This is a genomic window from Bradyrhizobium sp. UFLA06-06, from assembly GCF_054820065.1.
Map to the genome: position 1 here is coordinate 1 of NZ_JADFUD010000088.1, position 21,277 is coordinate 21,277.

Sequence of the window (21,277 nt, forward strand, 5' to 3'; positions counted from 1 at the left end):
CGCCACAGGAAGAATTTCGCGATCGCCGAGACCGTCAGCGCGCTGGTGATGCCGGCGGCATAGAGGCCGAACATCACGAGCCCCTGCAGATTGACGAAACCCCACAGCGTGGTCGCCGGAACGAAGGCCGAGATGATCAGCGTGTAGACCGGAATGCGCGCCGAGCAGGTCATCAGCGGCGCGATCAGGATCGTGGTCAGGCGGTCGCGGCGATTGTCGATCACCCGCGTCGCCATGATGCCGGGAATCGCGCAGGCAAAACTCGACAACAGCGGAATAAAGGCGCGGCCATGCAGCCCGGCGCCGCCCATGATGCGGTCCATCAGGAACGCGGCGCGCGCCATGTAGCCGAAATCTTCCAGGAGCAGGATGAACAGGAAGATGATGATGATCTGCGGCAGGAACACGATCACGCTGCCGACGCCCGAGATCACGCCGTTCTGCAGGAAGCTCTGCAACAGGCTCCAGCTTTCCGGCAGCACGCCGTGGATCAGCTGCCCGAGCGCGGCGAAGCTGTCCGACAGAAATTCCATCGCCGGCTGCGCCCAGGTGAACACCGCCTGGAACATCACGAACAGGATCACGGCCAGGATCACGAGACCCCAGACCGGATGCAGCACGACCGAATCGATCCGGTTGGTCAGCGTGTCGGGCTTGGTCGGCAGCGTCACCGCCGCGGCGATGATGCGGTCCGCTTCGCGCTGCGCCGCCTTGAGGTCGGCGATCGTCGGCGTCGTCCACTCGCTGGCCGCCGCCTCATGCGACCTTGCCAGGAATTCGTCGGTCCGCTTCAGGAGCTCGTCGATGCCGCCCTTGCGGACCGCGACCGAGGTCACGATCGGTAGCCCCAGCTCCTGCGACATCCGATCGATGTCGATCGTGACACCGCGGCGCCTGGCGATATCGATCATGTTGAGCACCAGCATCATCGGCCGGCCGACGCGCTTCAGCTCGAGCACCAGCCGCAAGGTCAGCCGCAGGTTGGTGGCGTCCGCGACGCAGAGCACGAGATCGGGCACCGCCTCGCCGTCGAAGCGGCCCAGCACGATGTCGCGGGTGATCTCCTCGTCCGGGCTGCGGCCGCGCAACGAATAGGTGCCGGGCAGGTCGAGCACGGTCACGCTGCGGCCCTCCGGCGTGACGAAGCCGCCGGACTTGCGCTCGACCGTGACGCCCGGGTAGTTGGCGACCTTCTGACGGCTGCCGGTCAGGCTGTTGAACAGCGACGTCTTGCCGGTGTTCGGCGCGCCGACCAGCGCCAGGCGCAGGGATGCAGTGGTCATTCGACGATCACAGCCATGGCTTCGCTCCGGCGCAGCGCAATCGTGATGTTGTCGACGCGCACCGCGATCGGGTCCTTTCGGATCGTGCCTTCATGCAGGATTTCCACGCGGGCGCCCTCGACAAATCCCATCTCGACCAGGCGCTGCTCCAGCTCCTGCGGAGACAGCGATGAGCCCGTCACGAGCGCATCGAGCCTGATGATCTTTCCGACAAAACCGCGATCCGCATGTCCGAGCCGGACATCCTGCAAATTATCCCGGGAGCTGTTTGGATCGCCTGTCATGCGGCCTGTTTTTCAGCAGGTAGTCACAGGGTCAAGCGTTTGCCCGTGAGAGGTTTTAGAACTCCTAAAAACAGCGCCCGGAAGCGCCATCCAGGCCGATTTTCCGCTTGACTGCCGGCGAGGCGCTAACGAGGTCGTGATGCCACGGTGCCGCAGCCGCCCCGCGCGGCCCCGGACGCGAGCCGGCTGCGAATTGACCGATCCGGGTTGGTCTCCGGTAACCTTGACCGATCGCGGAATGGCGAACGAGCGTCCGCGCCGCGCCCGGCGGCGCCGTTTCGCTTCCTCCCGCGCAACGGTTTGCGTTATGGTTCGCGCGGAGCCGGAGCGCCCGTGCAGACCGCACAACGCAATTCGCTGAGACTGCTGCAATGGATGATGGCCGCCGCGCTGGCCCTTCCGCTGGCGCTGTTCGGTTTTGCCTCCGCTATGTCCTGGATCTCGACCAGCGAGGCCGCCGACCAGGAGATCCAGCGCACGCTCGATGTCGCCCATGAGCACGCGCTGAAGGTGTTCGAGACCATCGATCGTGGCCTGGCCGAGGTCACCGAGGTCGTCCGCGGCATGGGCGATGCCGATATCGGCGCACGCGAGAAGAGCCTGCACGAGCGGCTGCGGCAGGTCGCCATGGCGCTTCCCCAGGTGAAATCGGTCTGGGTGTTCGACGCCAACGGCCGCGCCCTCGTCAACAGCCTGGTGCAGCCGGCCCCCGACGTCGACTTCTCGGACCGGGATTACTTCCGGATCCACGCCCAGGGCGACATCGGCACCTATATCGGCGAGGTGCTGACGCCGCGGCCGCCCTATCTGGGCTCGCGGTTCTTCAGCGTCGGCCGGCGCCGCAACGGCGACGACGGCAGCTTTGCCGGCGTGATCCAGGCCTCCGTGCTTCCGGAATATTTCGAGAATTTCTACGCCAGGATCGGCCGCGAGCCCGGCAGCTTCCTGGCGCTGATCCGGACCGATGGCGCCGTGCTGGCGCACTTCCCTGCCGTCAACCACGACGTCCGGTTCGAGCCGAGCGGACCGCTCGGGCGGCAGATCGTCGCCAATCCCGAGGCCGGGACGATGACGATCCGTTCCCCGGCCGACGGCATCGAGCGGCGCATGCGCTATCAGCGGCTGGCGGGATACCCGGTCTATGTCAGTGCCGGCCTCGAAACCTCGGCGATCCAGTCGCGCTGGATGTCGACCATGGCCCAGCACCTGATCTTCGGAATCCCGGCCACCGGCCTGCTGTTCGGCCTGCTCGCGCTCGCCTTCCGGCGAACCCAGCGCCTGCAGGAGGAGGCCAACCGGCGCATCGAGGCCGAGGAGGCGTTGCGGCACGGCCAGCGGCTCGAGGCACTCGGGCAGCTCACCGGCGGCGTCGCGCACGACTTCAACAACCTGCTCACCGTGATCCGCGCGTCGGTCGACATGTTGCGGCGGCCGGACCTGCCGGAGCCGCGGCGGCAGCGCTACATCGATGCGATCTCCAACACCGTGAACCGTGCCGCCAAGCTGACCAACCAGCTGCTTGCATTCGCGCGCCGGCAAACCCTCAAGCCCGAGGTGTTCGACGCCTGCCAGAATGTCCGTACCCTGAGCGAGATGATCGCAACCCTGATCGGTGCGCGCATCGAGATCACAGCGCAGGTGCCGGACGAGACCTGCCTCGTCAACGCCGATGCCGGCCAGTTCGAGACCGCCATCATCAACATGGCGGTGAACGCGCGCGACGCCATGGACGGCGTCGGCCGGCTCACGATCGCGGTCCGCGCCGTGGACAGACTGCCGTCCGCGACCGGCACGCCGCCGAACTCGCCCGGCCATGTCGCGGTGTCGGTGACCGACACCGGCGTCGGAATTCCGCAGGAGCTGTTCGGCCGCATCTTCGAGCCGTTTTACACCACCAAGGAGGTCGGTCACGGCACCGGCCTCGGCCTGTCCCAGGTGTTCGGCTTCGCCAAGCAGTCCGGCGGCGAGGTGACCGTCACCAGCGAAGTCGGCAAGGGTGCGACATTCACGCTGTATCTGCCGCGCGTCGTCGGCGAGCGTGGCGCGCGGGCGCAGCGCACCGAGGACGCGCCCTCGGTCGATCGGACCGGCGCATCGGTCCTGATCGTCGAGGACAATGCCGAAGTCGGAAAGTTTGCCGCCGACACGCTGACCCAGCTCGGCTGCACCTGCGTGCTGGTGGACAACGCCACCCACGCGCTGGAGGAGCTGGCCGTCGACGCTGACCGGTTCGACCTGGTGTTCACCGATGTCGTGATGCCCGGCATGAGCGGCATCGAGCTTGCGGAAGAGATCCGCCGGCAGCGGCTCGATCTGCCGATCGTGCTCGCCTCTGGCTACAGCCAGGTGCTGTCGCAACAGGGCAGCGGCGGCTTCGAGCTGCTGCAGAAACCGTATTCGGCCGAACAGCTCGCGCGCGTGCTGCACAAAGCGACCCGGTCGCGCCGGCTGAGGCGCGATCAGGCGCCGGCGGAGTGAGGTGATTGCGTGGCACATCTCAAGCACGCTGTCGTCCTGGCGAAAGCCAGGACGACAGTGAGGATGAGTCGCAATTCCAGATGTCACACCGCGCGGTGTCATCACCCGCGCATGCGGGTGATCCAGTATTCCAGAGGCGCCAGCGCTTGAGCCGAGAGGCCGCGGCGTACTGGATCGCCCGGTCGAGCCGGGCGATGACAGATGAGGATGAGGACATAGCTCAGCTTTCTCGCGACATAATTTGTCCGAGCTTTGCATCTCGTTTCGCCCTCTCTTGAACAGAGGGCGCAGCTGACCACCGGTCCCAGTGCGGAACCGGGTAATTTGCCTGGCGTTATCGTGCCATGGGCAAAGCTGAGGCAAAATCCCAATCGTCGGCCAAAACCGCATCGCGTCGGAAAGCGAGCGCAAAGCCGGCTGATCAAGAGCGCAAGGATCCCGCGGCAAGCGAAGCGGATGAGAAGTCGGAATTTGTCGAGGTGACTGCCGAAGGCGGCGACCATGTCGAACCGCCGCCGCCTGAAATCGTCGAACCCGATCCCGAGCTGTCGGCCGAAGAGGCCGAAGAGGCGCGCAAGGACTATTTGCTGACGCGGTTCTGGATCAGCGCGCGCGGCTATTGGGGCCGGAGCGGCGACCGGCTGGCATGGCTGTTCACGATCGGCCTGCTGCTGTTGATCGTCGCCAATGTCGCCGTTCAATACGGAATCAATGTCTGGAATCGCGCGATCTTCGATGCGATCGAGAAGCGCGATTCGGCCAGTGTCTTCCACCTGACCGCCATCTTCTTTCCGCTCGCGATCGGCAGCGTGCTGCTGGGCGTTGCGCAGGTGTTCGGCCGCATGGGCATCCAGCGGCGCTGGCGCGCCTGGCTGACCAACGCCGTCGTGTCGCGCTGGCTGACCAACGGCCGCTACTACCAGCTCAACCTCGTCGACGGAGATCACAAGAATCCGGAGTACCGGATCGCGGAGGATCTGCGGATCGCGACTGATTCTCCGGTGGACTTCATCGCCGGCGTGACGTCGGCGCTGCTCTCGGCCGTCACCTTCATCGTCGTGCTCTGGACCATCGGCGGCGCGCTGACGGTGACGCTCGGCGGCTCGTCGATCAGCATCCCGGGCTTCCTGGTCATTGCCGCGATCATCTATGCGGCGATCGCGTCGGGCTCGATCACAGCGATCGGCCGCAGCTTCGTGCAGATCTCCGAGGACAAGAACCAGGCGGAAGCGGAATTCCGCTACATCCTGACCCGCGTGCGCGAGAATGGCGAAAGCATCGCGCTGCTCGGCGGCGAAACCGAGGAGCGCGACGGCATCGACAAGACGCTCTCGAACGTGTTGCGGCAATGGGCGCGGCTCGCCGGGCAGCACATGCGCACGACGCTGGTGTCGCAGGGATCGAATCTCATTGCGCCAGTGGTCCCCTTGCTGCTGTGCGCGCCAAAATTCCTCGACGGCAGCATGTCGCTCGGCCAGGTGATGCAGGCGGCCTCGGCCTTCACCATCGTGCAGACGGCGTTCGGCTGGCTGGTCGACAACTATCCGCGGCTCGCCGACTGGAACGCCTGCGCACGGCGCATCGCCTCGCTGATGATGTCGCTTGACGGGCTTGAACGCGCCGAGACCGGCGACGGCTTCGGCCGCATCGAGCGCGGCGAGACCGAGGGCGAGGCCATGCTGAGCCTCAACGACCTTTCCGTCACGCTGGACGACGGCACCGCCGTGGTCGACGAGACCGAGGTGGTGATCGAACCGGGCGAGCGGCTATTGGTCGCCGGCGAATCCGGCACCGGCAAGAGCACGCTGGTGCGCGCCATCGCCGGGCTGTGGCCGTGGGGCGGCGGCAGTGTCGGCCTGCACGCGGACCGCCGCCTCTTCATGCTGCCGCAAAAGCCCTACGTGCCCTCGGGCACGCTGCGGCGCGCGGTGGCCTATCCCGGCGCGGCGGAAGACTGGACCATCGATGAGATCAGCCGTGCCCTGCACAAGGTCGGCCTCGACCATCTCAAGGACAAGATCGAGGAGGACGCGCCGTGGGACCAGACCCTGTCCGGCGGCGAGAAACAGCGGCTCGCCTTTGCCCGGCTGCTGCTGCACGCGCCCGACATCGTCGTGCTCGACGAGGCGACGTCCGCGCTCGACGAGAAGAGCCAGGACAAGATGATGGAGATGGTGACGACGGAACTGCCGAAGGCGACCATCGTCAGCGTCGCCCATCGCGTCGAGCTCGAAGCGTTCCATAGCCGCAAGATCGTGCTGGAGCGCCGCAAGGGCGGCGCCAAACTGGTCAGCGACGTCGATCTGATCCCGCGCAAGGGCAAGCGAAGGCTGCTCGGCCGCTTCCTGCGGCAACGGCAGGCAGCGGGCAAGGCGGCGTAACGGGCGTTGGCGCTGCCGTCAAAACCGGCTATGCATGCCGCGCTTTTGACGAGGCCATGCGTGATCCCCAGCAACGACATATCGCCGGCGCCGTTCGGCGCCTTCGCGCCCAATGCGGCGCAGGCCGCCATCATCCGCCTGGCGCATGGCTCAGGATTGAAGCGCGGCGCGTTCCGGCCCTGGCTGTCGAAGCTGGTCAATCTGTTCGGCGCGGGTCCGCTGGACGTGACCTATCAGGGTGCATCGTTCCGCTTCTATCATCAGCAAAGCGCGACCGAGCGCGGCGCGCTGTTCAATCCCGATTACAACCTTGAAGAACTCGCCTTCCTGCGGGCGCATGTCGGTGCTGACGGCACCTTCGTCGATCTCGGCGCCAATGTCGGCACCTATGCGCTGGCGCTGGCGCGCGATGTCGGGCCCGGCGGCAAGGTGATCGCGATCGAGCCGCATCCGGTGACGCATGCGCGGCTCAGATTCAACACCCAGGCCTCCGGCTTTCCGCAGGTGCGCCTGGTTGCGGCGGCCGCTGGCCCGACCGATGGCGAACTGATGATCGAGACCGATGGCGACAATCTCGGCGCCAGCCACATCGTCACCGGCAGGCCCACCGGCAAGGCGTTCAAGGTGCCGTCGCTGCGGCTGCAACGCATCCTCGACGAGGCCGGCGCGAGCAAGGTCGACGCGCTCAAGATCGACGTCGAGGGTTTCGAGGACCGCGTGCTGATCGGCTTCTTCCGCGACGCGCCGCAGTCGCTGTGGCCCGGCGCGGTGGTGATCGAGCATCTGTCGAAGGACGAATGGACCGACGACTGCATTGCGGACATGCACGCGCGCGGTTACGTCGAGCAGGGCCGGACCCGGAGCAACACGCTGCTGGTACGGGGCTGAGACGTGGCCACGGCCGAGATCTGCTCCCTCTCCCGCTTGCGGGGGAGGGCCGGGGTGGGGGTGTGTCCACGAGTCATTTTGTGGAAAGAGCCCCCACCCGGATTGCATCTTCGATGCAATCCGACCTCCCCCGCAAGCAAGCGGGAGAGGTGCAACGAGTCCGCGGATGTAGCGTCATACAACAAGGGAGGCTCGCGATGATCGACCATATCGGCTTTTCTGTCTCCGACTATCAACGCGCGAAGGCGTTCTACCAGACGGCGCTGGCGCCGCTCGGCTACGGCCTGATCATGGAAGTGCCCGCCGAAGTGACCGGGCACGCGCCTGCGGCGGGTTTCGGCGCCGACGGCAAGCCGGACTTCTGGATCGGCGGCGAAGGCGCGATGAACAAGCCGGTGCATATCGCCATCACGGCCAAGGACCGCGCCACCGTCGATGCCTTCTACAAGGCTGCGATGGCGGCCGGCGGCCGCGACAACGGCGCGCCCGGCATTCGCGCGCATTATCACCCGAACTATTACGGCGCATTCGTGCTCGATCCCGACGGCCACAATATCGAGGCGGTCTGTCACACGCCCGGGTGAAACATCGGAACGCCGCGGCGCGCGATCCGTTGTCGCTGCGAACTTCGATGGAGCGATCAATGCGCGCGACGCGATCTGGCATCGGCAACCGCCGCGGGGTCTCGACATGATGCCGATCGAGCCCCCGGAGATTCCACCGACGACGCCGGGCACCCCGAGCGAGCCGCCGCCGGGAATTCCACCCGGTAGTCCGCGACCGGAGATTCCGGAACCGGTGCGCGAACCCGGCGAGCCGCCGCGACCGGACGAACTGCCCGGCAAGACACCTGACGAATCACCGGTGCGCGGGCCGCCAGGACCGTCCGGCCCACAGCCTGCGACAGATCGACTCGCCGGCCGGTGAGCCGCTCTTGCGCCCAAGTTCCTCGTCGATTGCAAATGTGTCGGTGCGTTTCTTCTGAACGCGCAGTGAACAATCGCGCATGCAACCCGTTATAATGTCGAAATAAACTTCGCCGATGATTCGTGGCTCGCCACAATCCGGCCTAACGGCTGGCGGTTCATCGTCCTGCCGAATTGTTCGGCTCTCACTTTGCTTTCCTGCCCAGACTTTTCGCCGGGGACTCCTAGACAATGACAAAGCTTCGTCTCGTGCTGCTTGCCACGACTGCGCTGACGGTGATGCAGTTCGCCACCTCAGCGTCGCACGCCCAAACTTCGCCGCTGGTCGTCGCACAGGCGCAGCAGAAGGAAGAAACCGGACCCGACGGAAAGCCGAAAGCGCGGCCGGCGCCGGGCGCACCGGGTGCTCCTGCACGTCCGGCACCGCCGGCGGCCGCACCGCACCCGCAGACGCCACCTCCCGCTGCGGCACCGGCACATCCGGCTCCGCCGCCGGCCGCAGCACCCGCGAAGCCGACCCCGCCTGCAGCACCTGCCCGGCCCGAGCCGCCCGCAGCTGCACCGGCAAAGCCGACACCGCCTCCGGCAGCCGCGCCGCATCCGGCGCCGCCACCGGCTCCCGCACGGCCCGAGCCGCCTGCCGCGCGCCCGACGACGCCTCCGCCGTCTGCTGCTCCCGCACGTCCCACACCGCCTCCGCCCGCGGCCGCACCCGCGAAGCCATCGCCGGCACCGGCGCGGCCGGAGCCGCCCGCAGCGGCGCCTGCGAAGCCGACCCCGCCACCGCCGGCGGCCGCCCCCGCACATCCGACGCCGACTCCACCGCCGCCGGCCGCAGCACCGCAGCGACCGGGCACGCCGCCGCCTGGCGCAGGACCCGCGCACCCGACGCCAACGCCCGGCGCCACGCCGAACGCCGCGCCAGCAGCACGCCCCGGCACCCCGCCGGCGGCGGCAACGCCGACACCGACGCCCGCAACGCCGGGAGCTCCGACGACGGCGCCGGCCGAACGCCGCCCTGGTGATCGGCCGGGTGGCGAACGCGGTGAACGTCCTGGCGGCGCCAAGCAACCGCCCGGCACGCCGCCCGCGGCGACGTCAACGCCCACGCCTTCGGCAACCACAACGCCGCCGGCAGCAGGGGCACGACCGGGCACACCGCCCGCCGCGACAGCTCCCGGTGCGACACCGACGCCGACACCTCCGGCAGCCGGCGCACAGCCCGCGCGTCCAGGCACCCCGCCTGCCGCAACAACGTCTCCGGCACCCGGCGCGACGCCGACGCCGCCGGCGCCGGGTCAGCAGGGACGTCCGGCGACACCGCCCGGAACGCCGCCGGCTCCGGGCGCAGCGATGGGTGCGCCCGGCGCGACCCCGGCTCCCGGTCAGCCGGCAGCACGTCCGGGCGTCGCGCCCGGCGTATCGCCAGCCCAGGGAGCAGCCATGGGCGCGCCGGCACCGTCGGTCGTCCCCGGCTCGGCCGCCGCAACGCCGCCGCCCGGCCGCGCGCAATACGCGCCGCCGACGGTTGCGCCCGCCTTCCGCGCCGCGCCTGCCGTCGCAGCACCGCTGCCGCCGCCGCCGCGCCATGACAACATCAAGCCGCTCGCGATCGGCGCCGCGGTCGGTGCCGGCGTGGTTGCCGGCGCCATCATCGGCGGCAGCATCGCCGACCTGCACAGCCAGCGGCAGGAGGTCGTCGAGGGCGGCCGCACCATCTACACCGAGCCGGACCGCGTCATCATCCGCGATCCGGGCGGCCAGGCCTATGTCCGCGGCGACGACGTCTATCGTTTCCGCTATGGCGCGCGCGATATCCGCACCGAGACGATCGGCGGCGAGACGCGGACGGTCGTGGTTCGTCCCGACGGCAGCGAGATCATCACGGTGGTCGGCTCCGACGGCCAGATGTTGCGCCGGATCCGCAGGGATACTGGCGGACGCGAGGTCGTCATCATCGACAACAGCTATCGCGATCCGCGGGCGGTCGGCGGCTTCTATGTCGACGCGCCACCGCCGGTGGTCAACATTCCCTACGATCGCTACATCGTCGACGCTCAGGACGCGTCGCCCGACGTGATCTACGAGACCATGGAGGCACCGCCGGTGCAGCGGATCGAACGGCGCTACTCGCTCGACGAGATCCGCTATAGCCCCAATGTCCGCATGCAGATGCCGAGCATCGACGTCAACACGATCAATTTCGACTCCGGATCGTGGACCGTCCCGCCGGACCAGGCTGCGCGGCTGCAGGTGATCGCCGACGGTCTCAATCGGGCCATCCAGCGCAACCCGCGCGAGGTGTTCCTGATCGAGGGCCATACGGATGCGACCGGCAACGACACCGACAATCTGTCGCTGTCGGACCGCCGTGCGCAATCCGCTGCCGAGCTCTTGACGCAGCAGTTCGGCGTGCCGGCGGAGAACCTGACCTCGCAGGGTTACGGCTCGCAATATCTGAAGGAGCAGACCGACGGACCGAGCCGCATCAACCGGCGCGTCACCGTCCGCCGCATCACTCCGCTGCTCAATGGCGGCACCGCCTCCGCCGCCCCGCCGCGCTGAGCCGGCGCGACATCACGCGACGAAATGGCCGGGAGCGATCCCGGCCATTTTCATGCCTGCGGCACGTTTGAGCTATTTCCCCGCGCCCAGTCCCAGCGCCTCGACCATCACGCGGAATACCTCGGTGTTGTCCATTGAGCCGTGGACGCGCTCGCTGCCCGGGCCGGTCGCGGTGAGGATGACGTCCTCGCCGGAATGCACGCTGGCGCCGATCATCGCCGGCAGATTGCCGAAGCGCAGCACGACGCCGGGGACATCCTTGTACTTGTCATTGGCCTTGAACGTGTCGGGCTGGTCGCCCTTCACCGTCGGCTCGTTCGGATCGTCGAGTTTCGGGCGGAACGTCTCGTAGTGATCCGGCAGGCTGGCGGAGAAGATCGCAAGCCGCCGGCTGACATCGACGCGTGATGGATAACCCTCGGCGTCCGGCGCCGGATAATTCGGAAAGCCGGCCTTCTCGTAGACGCCGACGCGCTCGCGCAGCGGCACGTTGGGTGTCGCCGCCATGTCGTCATTGATGGTACCGACCAGGCTGTTCGGATGGTTGTGGTCGGCCACGACCAGGATCAGCGTGTCGCCGCTGCGCGCTTTCGTCCAGTCCTTGGCGAGCCGCACCGCATTGTCGAGCATGATGGTGTCGTAGACCGCGCGCTCCATGTCGAGCAGATGGGCGTATTTGTCGATCAGGCCGGACTCGACCATCAGGAAGAAACCGGCCTCGTGTTTCGACAGCACCGTGAGCGCGGCCTGGACCTGCTCGGTCAGGTCCGGCTGCTCGGGGAATTTCCTGACGCCGCCGCCCCTCAGGAACTTGCGGTCGAGCGCACCGTCCATGTTGCCGGCGGCGAACAGGCCGAGCAGTTGGCGGGTGTCCGGATTGGCCGCGAGCGCGGCGAGCTCGCTTGCGGTGGTCGCGACCGGGTAGCCGGCGTCGCGGAAGCGCGCCAGATAGTCGATATCGTCCTTGCGTTTCGACCCGGACGTGGATTGCGGCAGGAAGTTCGCGGAACCGCCGCCCATCAGCACGTCGGGCTTCGCGTCGAAATATTGCGCGACGATCGCGTCATAGGCGGCGCGGCGGCGGGTATGCGCAACCATCGCAGCCGGCGTCGCATCCTCGACCTCGGTGTTGGTGACGATGCCGACGGCGAGGTCCGCCCGGCGCTTGGCGAGGCTCGCGATGGTCTCGACCCTCGGATCGTCGAGCGGATCGGGCGTGCGATCGGCGTAGACGCCGAGCGCATTGACCGCGGCCTTGTGGCCGGTGGCGTAGGCGCTCGCGGCGTTCGCCGAATCGGTGATGATCGAGTCCGAGCCCGCGGTCGCGACCAACGCCATATGCGGCATGTCGTCGATCGCGAGCTTGCCGCGGCTTTTACCCTCCGCAATTCCCTTGGAAAGGATTCGCGCGGCGGTGCGATGCGCAGGCGACATCCCGTCGCCAATGAACAGGATCACGTTCCTGGCCTTGCGTGCCCCGGTGTCATAGACGGTCCAGGTCACCTTGCGGCTCTGCGTGCCGTCGCTGACTTCGACGGCGACCTGCCCGGGCTTGGCGAGCGAGACATCGCGCAGCAACAGCGCCGACTGCTCCCGGCCGGCCTCGCGCGCGGTGAATGTGCCGCCCTGGCCGAACACCGCGGCATAGTCCGCGCCGTTCAGCGTGACCTTGAGCTTTGCTTGATCGACCAACCCCGGAAGCTCGACCTTGAAGTCGAATTTGGCGCCGACGAGGATATCGGCGCGATCGATCGGATAGATCGTCTGGGCGAACGCCGGCGCTGCCGACAACGCCAGCGTGACGGCCATACCGGCAACTTGCTTGATCATGATCGATGCTCCGCCCATGCGCATCATGCGCATCGGAGCGGAGGCTAGTGGCGGCGGATGACGGCGCAATGAGGCGCGCCGGGGCGTATTGCCGCAAGGCCGGCGTGATTTCAGCGCGCCATCTGCTGCGGATCGTAGAAGAAGCGCTCCTCGACCAGCTCCTCGCCGCGCCAGGTCTGCCAGGCGACCTCCTCCATGCTGCGAACCTTGCCGTCCTTGCCGGTGAATTCGAAGCGCCAGCAGATCGCCGAATGATCGCCGTCGAGCAGGAGCGGCCCGAGCCGCGTGGTCTTGACGCCGGCGACCGCGGCCAGCACCGCCGCCTCGCGCGCTGCCAGTGCCTCGCGGCCGACCCGCCACTGGCCGTCATTCTCCTGGGTGCGGGCATCGTCTGAATAGAAGTTCCTGATCGCGCCGACATGGTCGTTGGATTCCACCGTGTCAGCGAAGGCTTGCAACGTCCTAAGCGAGGGCATGGGCACTCTCCAGTTACCGACTGATAGTCGGTATTTATCGACTGGCAGTCGGTAAGTCAATTGGCTTGCGCCTGGAACTGGGATAGAGATGCGCCATGGCAACCCAGGCCGAGCGGCGCGAGAAAACCAGAGCCGCCATCGTCAAGGCGGCGCGGCGCATTTTTGGCGAGCGCGGCTTTGCCGCTGCGACGATGGACGACATCGCCGCTGGAGCGCGCGTCGCCAAGGGCGCGGTCTATCATCACTTCGCGACCAAGGAGGCGGTGTTCGAGGCCGTGTTCGAGCAGGTGTCAATCGACCTCGTCGCCGATCTCGACCGCATCTCGCGCGCCGAGAACGATCCGCTGGCGGCGATGGCAGCGGGCACGCAGGGCTATTTCGCGGCGTGCTCGAAAGGCCCGACCGGCCAGATCATCTTGCGCGATGGTCCGGCCGTGCTCGGCTGGGAACGCTGGCGCGAGATCGACGCCAAACATTTCGGCGGCAAGTTTCCACGCGCGCTGGCTGCTGCGATGGACGCCGGTGTGATCGCCAGGCAACCGATCGAGCCGTTAGCACGGCTGCTGCTCGGCGCGGTGACGGAAGCCGCGGTCGCGGTCTCCGCGGGGCCGGATATCGGCAAGACCGGCACCGATTACGCTCGCGCGTTCCGCTCGCTGCTTGATGCGCTGAGGGTGAGGTAGGCGAACTCTCTCCCACGTCGTCCCGGCGAAGGCCGGGACCCATTACCACAGGGTAACGTTGTCGAAGCGCGCTGTGGCCCCAGCGTTGCGCCACAATTGAAGGTCGTGGTTATGGGTCCCGGGTCGCGCTGCGCTTGCCCGGGACGACACTGAGTTTGTGGCGCGTTCGCCCGCCGCCTCAGTCCTTGTCGTTCTCGAGCTGGAAGATCTGCGAGCCTTCGCCGCTCGAGATGAGGCCGGTCTTGTTGTAGAGGCCGAGCTTGGCGCGGGTGTCGGCGATATCGAGGTTGCGCATCGTCAGCTGGCCGATGCGGTCGGCCGGCGTGAAGGCGGCGTCCTCGACCTTCTCCATGCTGAGCCGCTCCGGCGCATAGGTCAGGTTCGGGCTCTCGGTGTTGAGGATGGAGTAGTCGTTGCCGCGGCGCAGCTCGAGCGTCACCTCGCCGGTGACGGCGCGCGCCACCCAGCGCTGCGCGGTCTCGCGCAGCATCAAGGCCTGCGAATCGAACCAGCGCCCCTGATACAGCAGGCGGCCGAGCCGCATGCCGCTGATGCGGTACTGCTCGATCGTATCCTCGTTATGAATGCCGGTGACGAGACGCTCATAGGCGATGTGCAGCAGAGCCATGCCCGGCGCCTCGTAGATGCCGCGGCTCTTGGCCTCGATGATCCGGTTCTCGATCTGGTCGCTCATGCCGAGGCCGTGGCGGCCGCCGATCGCATTGGCTTCGAGGAACAGCGCAACCGGATCGGCAAACGTCTTGCCGTTCAGTGCGACCGGCTGGCCTTCCTCGAACCGCACCACGACCTTCTCGGCCTTGACGTCGCAGTCGGCGCGCCAGAACGGCACGCCCATGATCGGATTGACGATGGTGATGCCGCTCGCAAGGCTCTCGAGATCCTTGGCCTCATGCGTCGCGCCGAGCAGATTGCTGTCGGTCGAATAGGCCTTCTCCGCGCTCATCTTGTAGGCGAAGCCTTGCGCGGTCATGAACGCCGACATCTCGGCGCGGCCGCCGAGCTCGTCGATGAACTGCTGGTCGAGCCAGGGTTTGTAAATGCGCAGGCTCGGGTTGGTCAGCAGGCCATAGCGATAGAAGCGCTCGATGTCGTTGCCCTTGAAGGTCGAGCCGTCGCCCCAGATGTTGACGCCGTCCTCCTGCATCGCCGCGACCAGCATCGTGCCGGTCACCGCGCGGCCGAGCGGCGTGGTGTTGAAATAGGTGATGCCGCCGGTCGAGATGTGGAACGCGCCGGACTGGATCGCGGCGATGCCTTCATGGACCAGCTGGGTGCGGCAATCGACCAGGCGGGCCTTCTCGGCGCCAAAATCCATCGCCTTGCGCGGGATCGCGTCGTAGTCGGCCTCGTCGGGCTGGCCGAGATTGGCGGTATAGGCGAAGACCTTGGCGCCCTTCAGCTTCATCCAGAGCAGCGCCGCTGAGGTGTCGAGGCCGCCCGAGAATGCGATGCCGACTTTTTCGCCGGTGGGCAGGCTTTTCAGAATCGTACTCATGGGACGGTCCAATCGGTCGAAATCGGTGGTGATTAGGCAGGCCGAATATCAAATTTCCGGAGCCTGGGCACGCCTTTAATCACGCCTCGGGCTGGCTCGGCTGTGCCTGGCCGCCGCGGCGCCAGCGCTGCATCAGCCGGTAGCCGGGCATTGCGAGCCGCGTCAGCGCGGCATCGACCTGGGGGTCGGTCAGCCGGGTCGCTGCCCAGCGGTAGATCAGCGCGTAGAACAGCCAGACCGTGAAGAACGACACCAGGCCCGCTATCGCCACGTCCGTGAAGAAATGGCCGCCGAAGGCCATTCGCAGCCCGCTGGTGACGATGCCGAACACGGTGGCCCCGGCAAAGGCCAGCGGCCGCCACGCGGGCGGCGTCAGCGCCGCCGGTGCATAGGTCCAGAACGCGGTGGCGCCCTCGCCGGAGAAGAACGAGCAGTTGCGCGGGCAGCCGCCGCGCGGGTCCCACCACGGCATGAATTGCAAATCGCCGCCGAACTGCGTCACGAACACCGGCCGCGGCCGGCCCCAATAGTTCTTGAAGGTGAAATTGGTGAGCACGCCGGCCGAGAGCAGCATCGTGGTGAGCAGGAACACCGCGGCGCGGCCGGACATCAGCATCGGCCGGTCGGGCCGGATGAATTTCCAGACGATGGTCCCGATCGCCGGCAGCACCAGCGCCCAGGCGATCCACATCGCCGCATCGCGCGCAAACGACGCCACCGCGTCGAGCTTCAGCGGGAAGGTTTTTTGCGCGGCATCGTAGAACATGGCCGCGAGCTTCAGGTCGAGCTCGGGATAGATCCCGAACAGGATGCCGACGATGAGCGCCAGTGCCAGCGCGATGAAAAGTCCGGTCCGGTTCATGGCGCGCGGTTTAGCCGAGGCTGCGGGGCATGGGAAGTGACGTCATCCCCACGCAAAGGCTTCGCCTTTGTCGCTGGAGGTGCGAGCTCTTGCGAGCCTCGAAGGATGCGATCTTGCTCCGGCCCATCCTTCGAGACGCCGTGCTGCGCACGGCTCCTCAGGATGACGGCGGTGCCTGCGGCCGCGATTGCGACGGCAAGGGCGGGGGCGGCGGCAACGGTCGCGGCGGCTCGCGCCAGGCGCCGGCGGTGCGGCCGGCGATCAGCCAGTAGACCAGGCCCGCGACGATGCCGGCGCCGGTCATGATCTCCATGTGCCGGCGCACGATGCCGTGGAATTGCATCATATCGGGATCGAACGGAACCAGGCCGAGATAGCAGGCCGCGCCGACGATGGCGCCGCCGACGGCATAGGCCAGCACGCTCCGGATGAAGAACGCCTCGGTGATCAGCACCACGATCAGCGCCGGCAACAATGCGAAGCCTGATATGAAGATGAAACCGAAGCCGAGCACGACGTTGACGGCGCTCTGGTCGATCTGCCCGCCGAAATCGCTGATCTCGGGATACAGCACCGCGACGACCACGATGATCCCTGCCACGAAGCAGGCCATCAGGAAGCCGAACGCGACGACGAACAGGCGGCCGATCAAGGCCATCTAATTAGTCCGTCATCGCCATCGCGCGCAGCGCCTGGCGCTCGCGGGCGGAGAGCTTTTCGGTCTCCGACTTGAGCTGGCCGCAGGCGGCGAGGATGTCGCGGCCGCGCGGGGTGCGCACCGGCGAGGAATAGCCGGCGTTGAAGATATATTCGGAGAACTTTTCGATCTGCTCCCAGTCCGAGCATTCATAGGCAGTGCCCGGCCACGGATTGAACGGGATCAAATTGATCTTCGCCGGAATGCCCTTCAGCAGCTTCACCAGGAGTTTTGCGTCATCGAGCGAATCGTTGACGCCCTTGAGCATCACATATTCGAACGTGATGCGCCGCGCGTTGGAAGCGCCGGGATAATCGCGGCAAGCCTGCAGCAACTCCTTGATCGGATATTTGCGGTTCAACGGCACCAGCTCGTTGCGCAGCTCGTCGCGCACCGCATGCAGCGAGATCGCAAGCATCACGCCGATCTCGTCGCCGGTGCGCTGGATGTTCGGCACCACGCCCGAGGTCGACAGCGTGATGCGGCGGCGGGAAATGCCGATGCCCTCATTGTCGGCGACGATCAGGAGCGCATCGCGCACCGCGTCGAAATTGTAGAGCGGCTCGCCCATCCCCATCATCACGATGTTGGTGACGCGGCGCGTGCCGTCCTCGCGGTCGGCCCAGTCATTCAGCCGGTCGCGCGCCACCATCACCTGGCCGACGATCTCGCCGGCGGTGAGGTTGCGCACCAGCCGCTGCGTGCCGGTGTGGCAGAACGCGCAGTTCAGCGTGCAGCCGACCTGCGAGGAAACGCACAGCGTGCCGCGATCGGTCTCGGGGATGTAGACGCACTCGACCTCGTGCGGCCGCTCGACCTTGTCGCCGCTCGGCAGCCGCAGCAACCATTTGCGGGTGCCGTCATTGGAGATCTGCTCGGCGACCACTTCGGGACGGTCGACGGTAAAATGCTTCTCGAGCTCGGCGCGCATGTCCTTCGAGACGTTGGTCATCTCGGCAAAGCTCTTGGCGCCGCGGAAATACATCCAGTTCCAGAGCTGCTGGGTGCGCATCTTGCGCTGGCCGGCCTGCACCCCGATCTCGCCCAGGCGATCGGCGATCTCGGCGCGCGACAGCCCGATCAGCGACGGCCTGGCCGGCGGCACATAGGTCTCGAGCGGAACCTTCTCGACCAGCGCGCTGGCGCCGGAAACGGCATGGGTGGTCACGGTGTCGGTCATGAAACCTCAAATAGGCCTTCCAGCCGGTGCTGGAAAGCCACCAAATACTTCGATTTCAGGCCTTAAGCCGGTTCTCTAGCGCCGGCAGTCCTGCCCGAGCCGGTCGAGCGCCTGCGCCAGGCCCTTTAGCGAGAAGGTGTCTGTTGTCTCGGTGCCCTTGGCCGAGACGGCTTTTACCGTCAGTTCGGCCGATTTGCGCATGGATTCCACCATCCGCTCCTCTTCGGCCGCATTCTTGATCCAGAGGCCGTCGCCCTGCGTGTACATCGCATAGGTCCCGCCGCCGACCTGAACCGTCGATTCGGAGCCCGGCTTCACGGTGTAGCCGATCATGATCGAGACTTCGTTGACGACCTTCTCCGCCGGACGGGTGGAGATGAAGGCATAGGCCGGATCGCGCGGCCGGTTCGCCGGATTGGTCTTCGACGAGGCCGGCTTGGCGAGCGCAAAGCACACCTTCTTGCCGTTGGGCGACGCCGTGTACGCGCCCCAGGTGCCGAATTGGCCGATCAGCGTCGGCTCCGCGCCGCCGGCCGCAGCCGCCGCGGCCGAAGGCGCCGGCTTGGCTGCTTCCTTCGCGGTATCCTTCTTGGGCGCAGCCTGCCCCGGCGCGAGGGTGATGAACCCGCACAGGATACAGGCAACCAGTGATGTCAGAATCTGCCGCACGGCCAACTGGTTCCCCCATCATTGTGACTGCAAGATGGCCCGGCGATTCCCCTCCGCCGGCTCGGATGGATAACCGGGAAACGCTTTTTTGGGAAGGCAGTTAGGCCGAAAGACGAACGCCGCTCACTATCGTGACTTGGTGGTGCGCATGTCGCGACTTGTTATCACTTGGCCTATCACTTGGCGCGCGCAGCGCGCTGGTTCTCCCACTGCGCATCGGTCCATTGCAGCAGGTCCTCGGCACCGGAACTGCGCAAGTGCGAGCCGCCATCCTGCACCACCATCTCGCCGTTGATGTAGCCGGCCTGATCCGAGATCAGGAAGGTCGCGAGATTGGCGAGCTCCGCATGCTCGCCGGCGCGGCCGAGCGGATTGCGATGCGCCCAGCTCTCGCCGCGCCCTTCGGGACGCAACTGTCCGGTCGCACCTGCGGTCGGAAACGCGCCGGGCGCGATCGCGACGGTGCGGATGCCCTTCGGGCCCCACTCCACCGCAAGGCTCTTGGTCATCGCCAGCACCGCGGTCTTGGCCATCGAGGACGGCACCGTGAATGCGCGGCCGGTGATGGTCGAGGTCGACAGGATCGAGAGCACCACGCCCTTGTGCTTGCCGTCGATCCAGCGGCGGCCGGCGGCGAGCGTGCAATACATCGTGCCATGCAGTGTCGGCGCGAGGATCGCGTCCGCCGCGCGGAATGACAAATGTTCGCTCTGCGCAATAAAGGTTGCGGCAGCATTGTTGACGAGAACGTCGATCGGCGCGTCCTGCCAGACCTGATCCATCATCGCTTCGACCGCTGCGCCGTCGCGGATATCGCAGCGCGCGGTGGAAACCTTGGCGCCGAGTTCGCTGCGGAATTTTGCTGCGGTTTCCTCCAGCAGCCCCTCGCGCCGCCCGCAGATGATCAGTTCGGCGCCGAGTTCGGCAAAGCGGCGGCCCATCGCCGCGCCGAGGCCGGAGCCGCCGCCGGTGATCAGGATGCGCTTTTTCGCTAGCAGGCCTTTTTCAAACATAGTTTGATCCCTCCGCACTGTATTGTCGCTCCGCCGCAAATCCGGCATGAAGCTTGTAGTCCAAGATCTTGCAGCTCTTTCTGCGTCCGAAACTCAGGTGTGTCCATGAAAGCCATCCTCTGCTCGCAATACTGTCAACCCGACGATCTCGTGCTGGCTGACGTGCCCGATCCGGTGGCGGCTCCCGGCGAAGCCGTGATCGCGATCAAGGCGGCGGCGCTGAATTTCTTCGACATCCTGATGATCCAGGGCAAGTACCAGATCAAGCCGCCGTTCCCGTTCTCGCCGGCCGCCGAAGTTGCCGGCGTGATCGAAAGTGTCGGCGCAGGCGTCACTGACCTGAAGGTCGGCGATCGCGTCGTCGCTTCCTGCGGCCACAACGGCGCGCGCGACAAGATCGCGCTGCCGGCGAATTCGATCGTGAAGATTCCCGACAATCTCGATTACGACCGCGCCGCCGGCATCATCATCATCTACGGCACCGCGCTGCATGCGCTGGAAGATCGCGCAAGCCCGAAGCCGGGCGAGACGCTCGCGGTGTTAGGGGCCGCCGGTGGCACCGGCCTTGCCGCGTGCGAGCTCGGCAAACTGATGGGCCTGAAGGTGATTGCCTGCGCCTCGTCGGACGAGAAGCTGGCATTCGCCAAGCAACACGGCGCCGAGCTGACGCTGAACTATGCGAAGGAAGATCTCAAGGAAGGCCTGCGCAAGCTGACCGACGGCAAGGGCGCCGACATCGTGTTCGATCCGGTCGGCGGCGCCTACGCCGAGGCTGCGCTGCGTTCGACCGCGTGGGAAGGCCGCTTCCTGGTGATCGGCTTTGCCGCCGGCGAGATTCCGAAGATCCCGCTCAACCTCGCACTGCTGAAGGGCTGCGATATCCGCGGCGTGTTCTGGGGCGCCTGGGCGCGGCAGAACCCGGACAAGAACCGCAAGAACCTCGAGAAGCTCGTGCAGTGGACCGCGGAAGGCAAGATCTCCTCACATGTCGACCGTACCTTCCCGCTGTCGCAGACCGCGGAAGCCTTGAAGGTGCTCGCCGGCCGCAAGGCGATGGGCAAGGTGATCCTGCACCCGGGAAGCTGAGGAAGAGAATGCGTAGCCCGGATGGAGCGCAGCGAAATCCGGGACCAGGCCATCCGCGGTTAGAGCAGCCCCGGATTACGCTTCGCTGCATCCGGGCTACGGATGCTCCAACCTCCCCTTGAAAAGGGGAGGTCGCTTTGCTCGCAGAGCAAAGCGGGTGGGGATCTGCTCTCTCCACTTACAGCGGCGTCTGCGGCTGACCCCCATCCCGACCTTCCCCCTTTCAGGGGGAGGAGAACGCAGACCTCACTCCTCAGTCGGCACTCCGCGCTTCAGCGCTGCGCGCGCAACGCGAGCAAACCTTGTGAACTTTCTCTGAATTGGCGCGCGCTGCCGCAATCAAACCCAAATTTCTCCCGATTCGCAGCGACCGAGGCCGCTTTTTGGGCCCAATCGCAAGGCGATTAAGGACCCGTAACGGGCGCTCAGGTACCCCAATAAGAATAACAACCAGACACCA

Annotated in this window: 18 protein-coding genes; 8 read left to right on the top strand and 10 right to left on the bottom strand. The window is 66.5% G+C overall.

The genetic code is table 11. The annotated features are described in order from the left end of the window. Positions 1-1,283 (bottom strand): ferrous iron transporter B (gene feoB / locus IF803_RS38960; RefSeq protein ID WP_461195793.1); only part of this gene is annotated, 1,283 nt, incomplete at its 3' end. After that, complete coding sequence (locus IF803_RS38965; protein ID WP_026192088.1) at positions 1,280-1,567, bottom strand: FeoA family protein; 288 nt, start codon at positions 1,565-1,567, stop codon at positions 1,280-1,282. The genes feoB and IF803_RS38965, both read right to left, overlap by 4 nt. 333 nt (positions 1,568-1,900) lie before the next feature. Here IF803_RS38965 and IF803_RS38970 point away from each other — a divergent pair, with 333 nt between their 5' ends. The 6 genes from IF803_RS38970 (at position 1,901) to IF803_RS38995 (ending at position 10,805) form a co-directional block, all read left to right on the top strand. Continuing rightward, the gene (locus IF803_RS38970; RefSeq protein WP_461195794.1) at positions 1,901-4,045 is read left to right on the top strand and encodes a hybrid sensor histidine kinase/response regulator; all 2,145 of its coding nucleotides are present in this window, start codon (positions 1,901-1,903) and stop codon (positions 4,043-4,045) included. A gap of 344 nt (positions 4,046-4,389) precedes the next feature. After that, positions 4,390-6,426, top strand: coding sequence for an ABC transporter ATP-binding protein/permease (locus IF803_RS38975; protein WP_461195795.1), 2,037 nt, complete (start codon positions 4,390-4,392; stop codon positions 6,424-6,426). A gap of 30 nt (positions 6,427-6,456) precedes the next feature. Further along, positions 6,457-7,314, top strand: a complete 858-nt coding sequence (locus IF803_RS38980; protein ID WP_461195796.1) for an FkbM family methyltransferase — start codon at positions 6,457-6,459, stop codon at positions 7,312-7,314. A gap of 197 nt (positions 7,315-7,511) precedes the next feature. Beyond that, the gene (locus IF803_RS38985) at positions 7,512-7,898 is read left to right on the top strand and encodes a VOC family protein (RefSeq protein WP_283089048.1); all 387 of its coding nucleotides are present in this window, start codon (positions 7,512-7,514) and stop codon (positions 7,896-7,898) included. Between the two features lie 109 nt (positions 7,899-8,007). After that, complete coding sequence (locus IF803_RS38990) at positions 8,008-8,241, top strand: hypothetical protein (RefSeq protein WP_461195807.1); 234 nt, start codon at positions 8,008-8,010, stop codon at positions 8,239-8,241. 230 nt (positions 8,242-8,471) lie between these two features. Further along, positions 8,472-10,805 (top strand): OmpA family protein, encoded by a 2,334-nt coding sequence (locus tag IF803_RS38995; protein ID WP_461195797.1) that lies wholly within the window; start codon positions 8,472-8,474, stop codon positions 10,803-10,805. Between the two features lie 72 nt (positions 10,806-10,877). Here IF803_RS38995 and IF803_RS39000 read toward each other — a convergent pair whose 3' ends face one another. Together IF803_RS39000 and IF803_RS39005 are read right to left on the bottom strand one after the other, a co-directional pair. Continuing rightward, on the bottom strand, positions 10,878-12,635 hold the full coding sequence (locus IF803_RS39000) for an alkaline phosphatase (RefSeq protein ID WP_461195798.1): 1,758 nt from the start codon (positions 12,633-12,635) through the stop codon (positions 10,878-10,880). A 110-nt stretch (positions 12,636-12,745) separates the two neighbouring features. Then, complete coding sequence (locus tag IF803_RS39005; protein WP_304498072.1) at positions 12,746-13,111, bottom strand: nuclear transport factor 2 family protein; 366 nt, start codon at positions 13,109-13,111, stop codon at positions 12,746-12,748. A 95-nt stretch (positions 13,112-13,206) separates the two neighbouring features. On the opposite strand from IF803_RS39005, the gene IF803_RS39010 reads away from it, so the two are divergent. Continuing rightward, complete coding sequence (locus tag IF803_RS39010) at positions 13,207-13,794, top strand: TetR/AcrR family transcriptional regulator (RefSeq protein WP_461195799.1); 588 nt, start codon at positions 13,207-13,209, stop codon at positions 13,792-13,794. 178 nt (positions 13,795-13,972) lie between these two features. Here the strand turns inward: IF803_RS39010 and argG are convergent, their stop codons facing one another. The 6 genes from argG to IF803_RS39040 form a co-directional block, all read right to left on the bottom strand. After that, a complete protein-coding gene (gene argG, locus IF803_RS39015) occupies positions 13,973-15,310 on the bottom strand; it encodes an argininosuccinate synthase (RefSeq protein WP_028337355.1) in 1,338 nt (445 codons plus the stop codon). A gap of 79 nt (positions 15,311-15,389) precedes the next feature. Further along, positions 15,390-16,172 (bottom strand): phosphatase PAP2 family protein, encoded by a 783-nt coding sequence (locus tag IF803_RS39020; protein ID WP_461195800.1) that lies wholly within the window; start codon positions 16,170-16,172, stop codon positions 15,390-15,392. A 157-nt stretch (positions 16,173-16,329) separates the two neighbouring features. Beyond that, positions 16,330-16,830, bottom strand: a complete 501-nt coding sequence (locus IF803_RS39025; protein WP_461195801.1) for a hypothetical protein — start codon at positions 16,828-16,830, stop codon at positions 16,330-16,332. Positions 16,831-16,834: 4 nt separating this feature from the next. Beyond that, positions 16,835-18,049, bottom strand: coding sequence for a dual-specificity RNA methyltransferase RlmN (gene rlmN, locus IF803_RS39030; RefSeq protein WP_035631609.1), 1,215 nt, complete (start codon positions 18,047-18,049; stop codon positions 16,835-16,837). Positions 18,050-18,124: 75 nt separating this feature from the next. Beyond that, positions 18,125-18,709 carry an invasion associated locus B family protein gene (locus IF803_RS39035; RefSeq protein WP_461195808.1) on the bottom strand — a complete coding sequence of 195 codons (585 nt, stop codon included), beginning with the start codon at positions 18,707-18,709 and terminating at the stop codon, positions 18,125-18,127. A gap of 185 nt (positions 18,710-18,894) precedes the next feature. Then, entirely contained in the window at positions 18,895-19,731 is an 837-nt protein-coding gene (locus IF803_RS39040; RefSeq protein WP_461195802.1) for an SDR family oxidoreductase, read from the bottom strand. A gap of 105 nt (positions 19,732-19,836) precedes the next feature. Here IF803_RS39040 and IF803_RS39045 point away from each other — a divergent pair, with 105 nt between their 5' ends. Further along, the gene (locus tag IF803_RS39045; RefSeq protein WP_028340889.1) at positions 19,837-20,817 is read left to right on the top strand and encodes an NADPH:quinone oxidoreductase family protein; all 981 of its coding nucleotides are present in this window, start codon (positions 19,837-19,839) and stop codon (positions 20,815-20,817) included. Positions 20,818-21,277 lie beyond the last annotated feature (460 nt).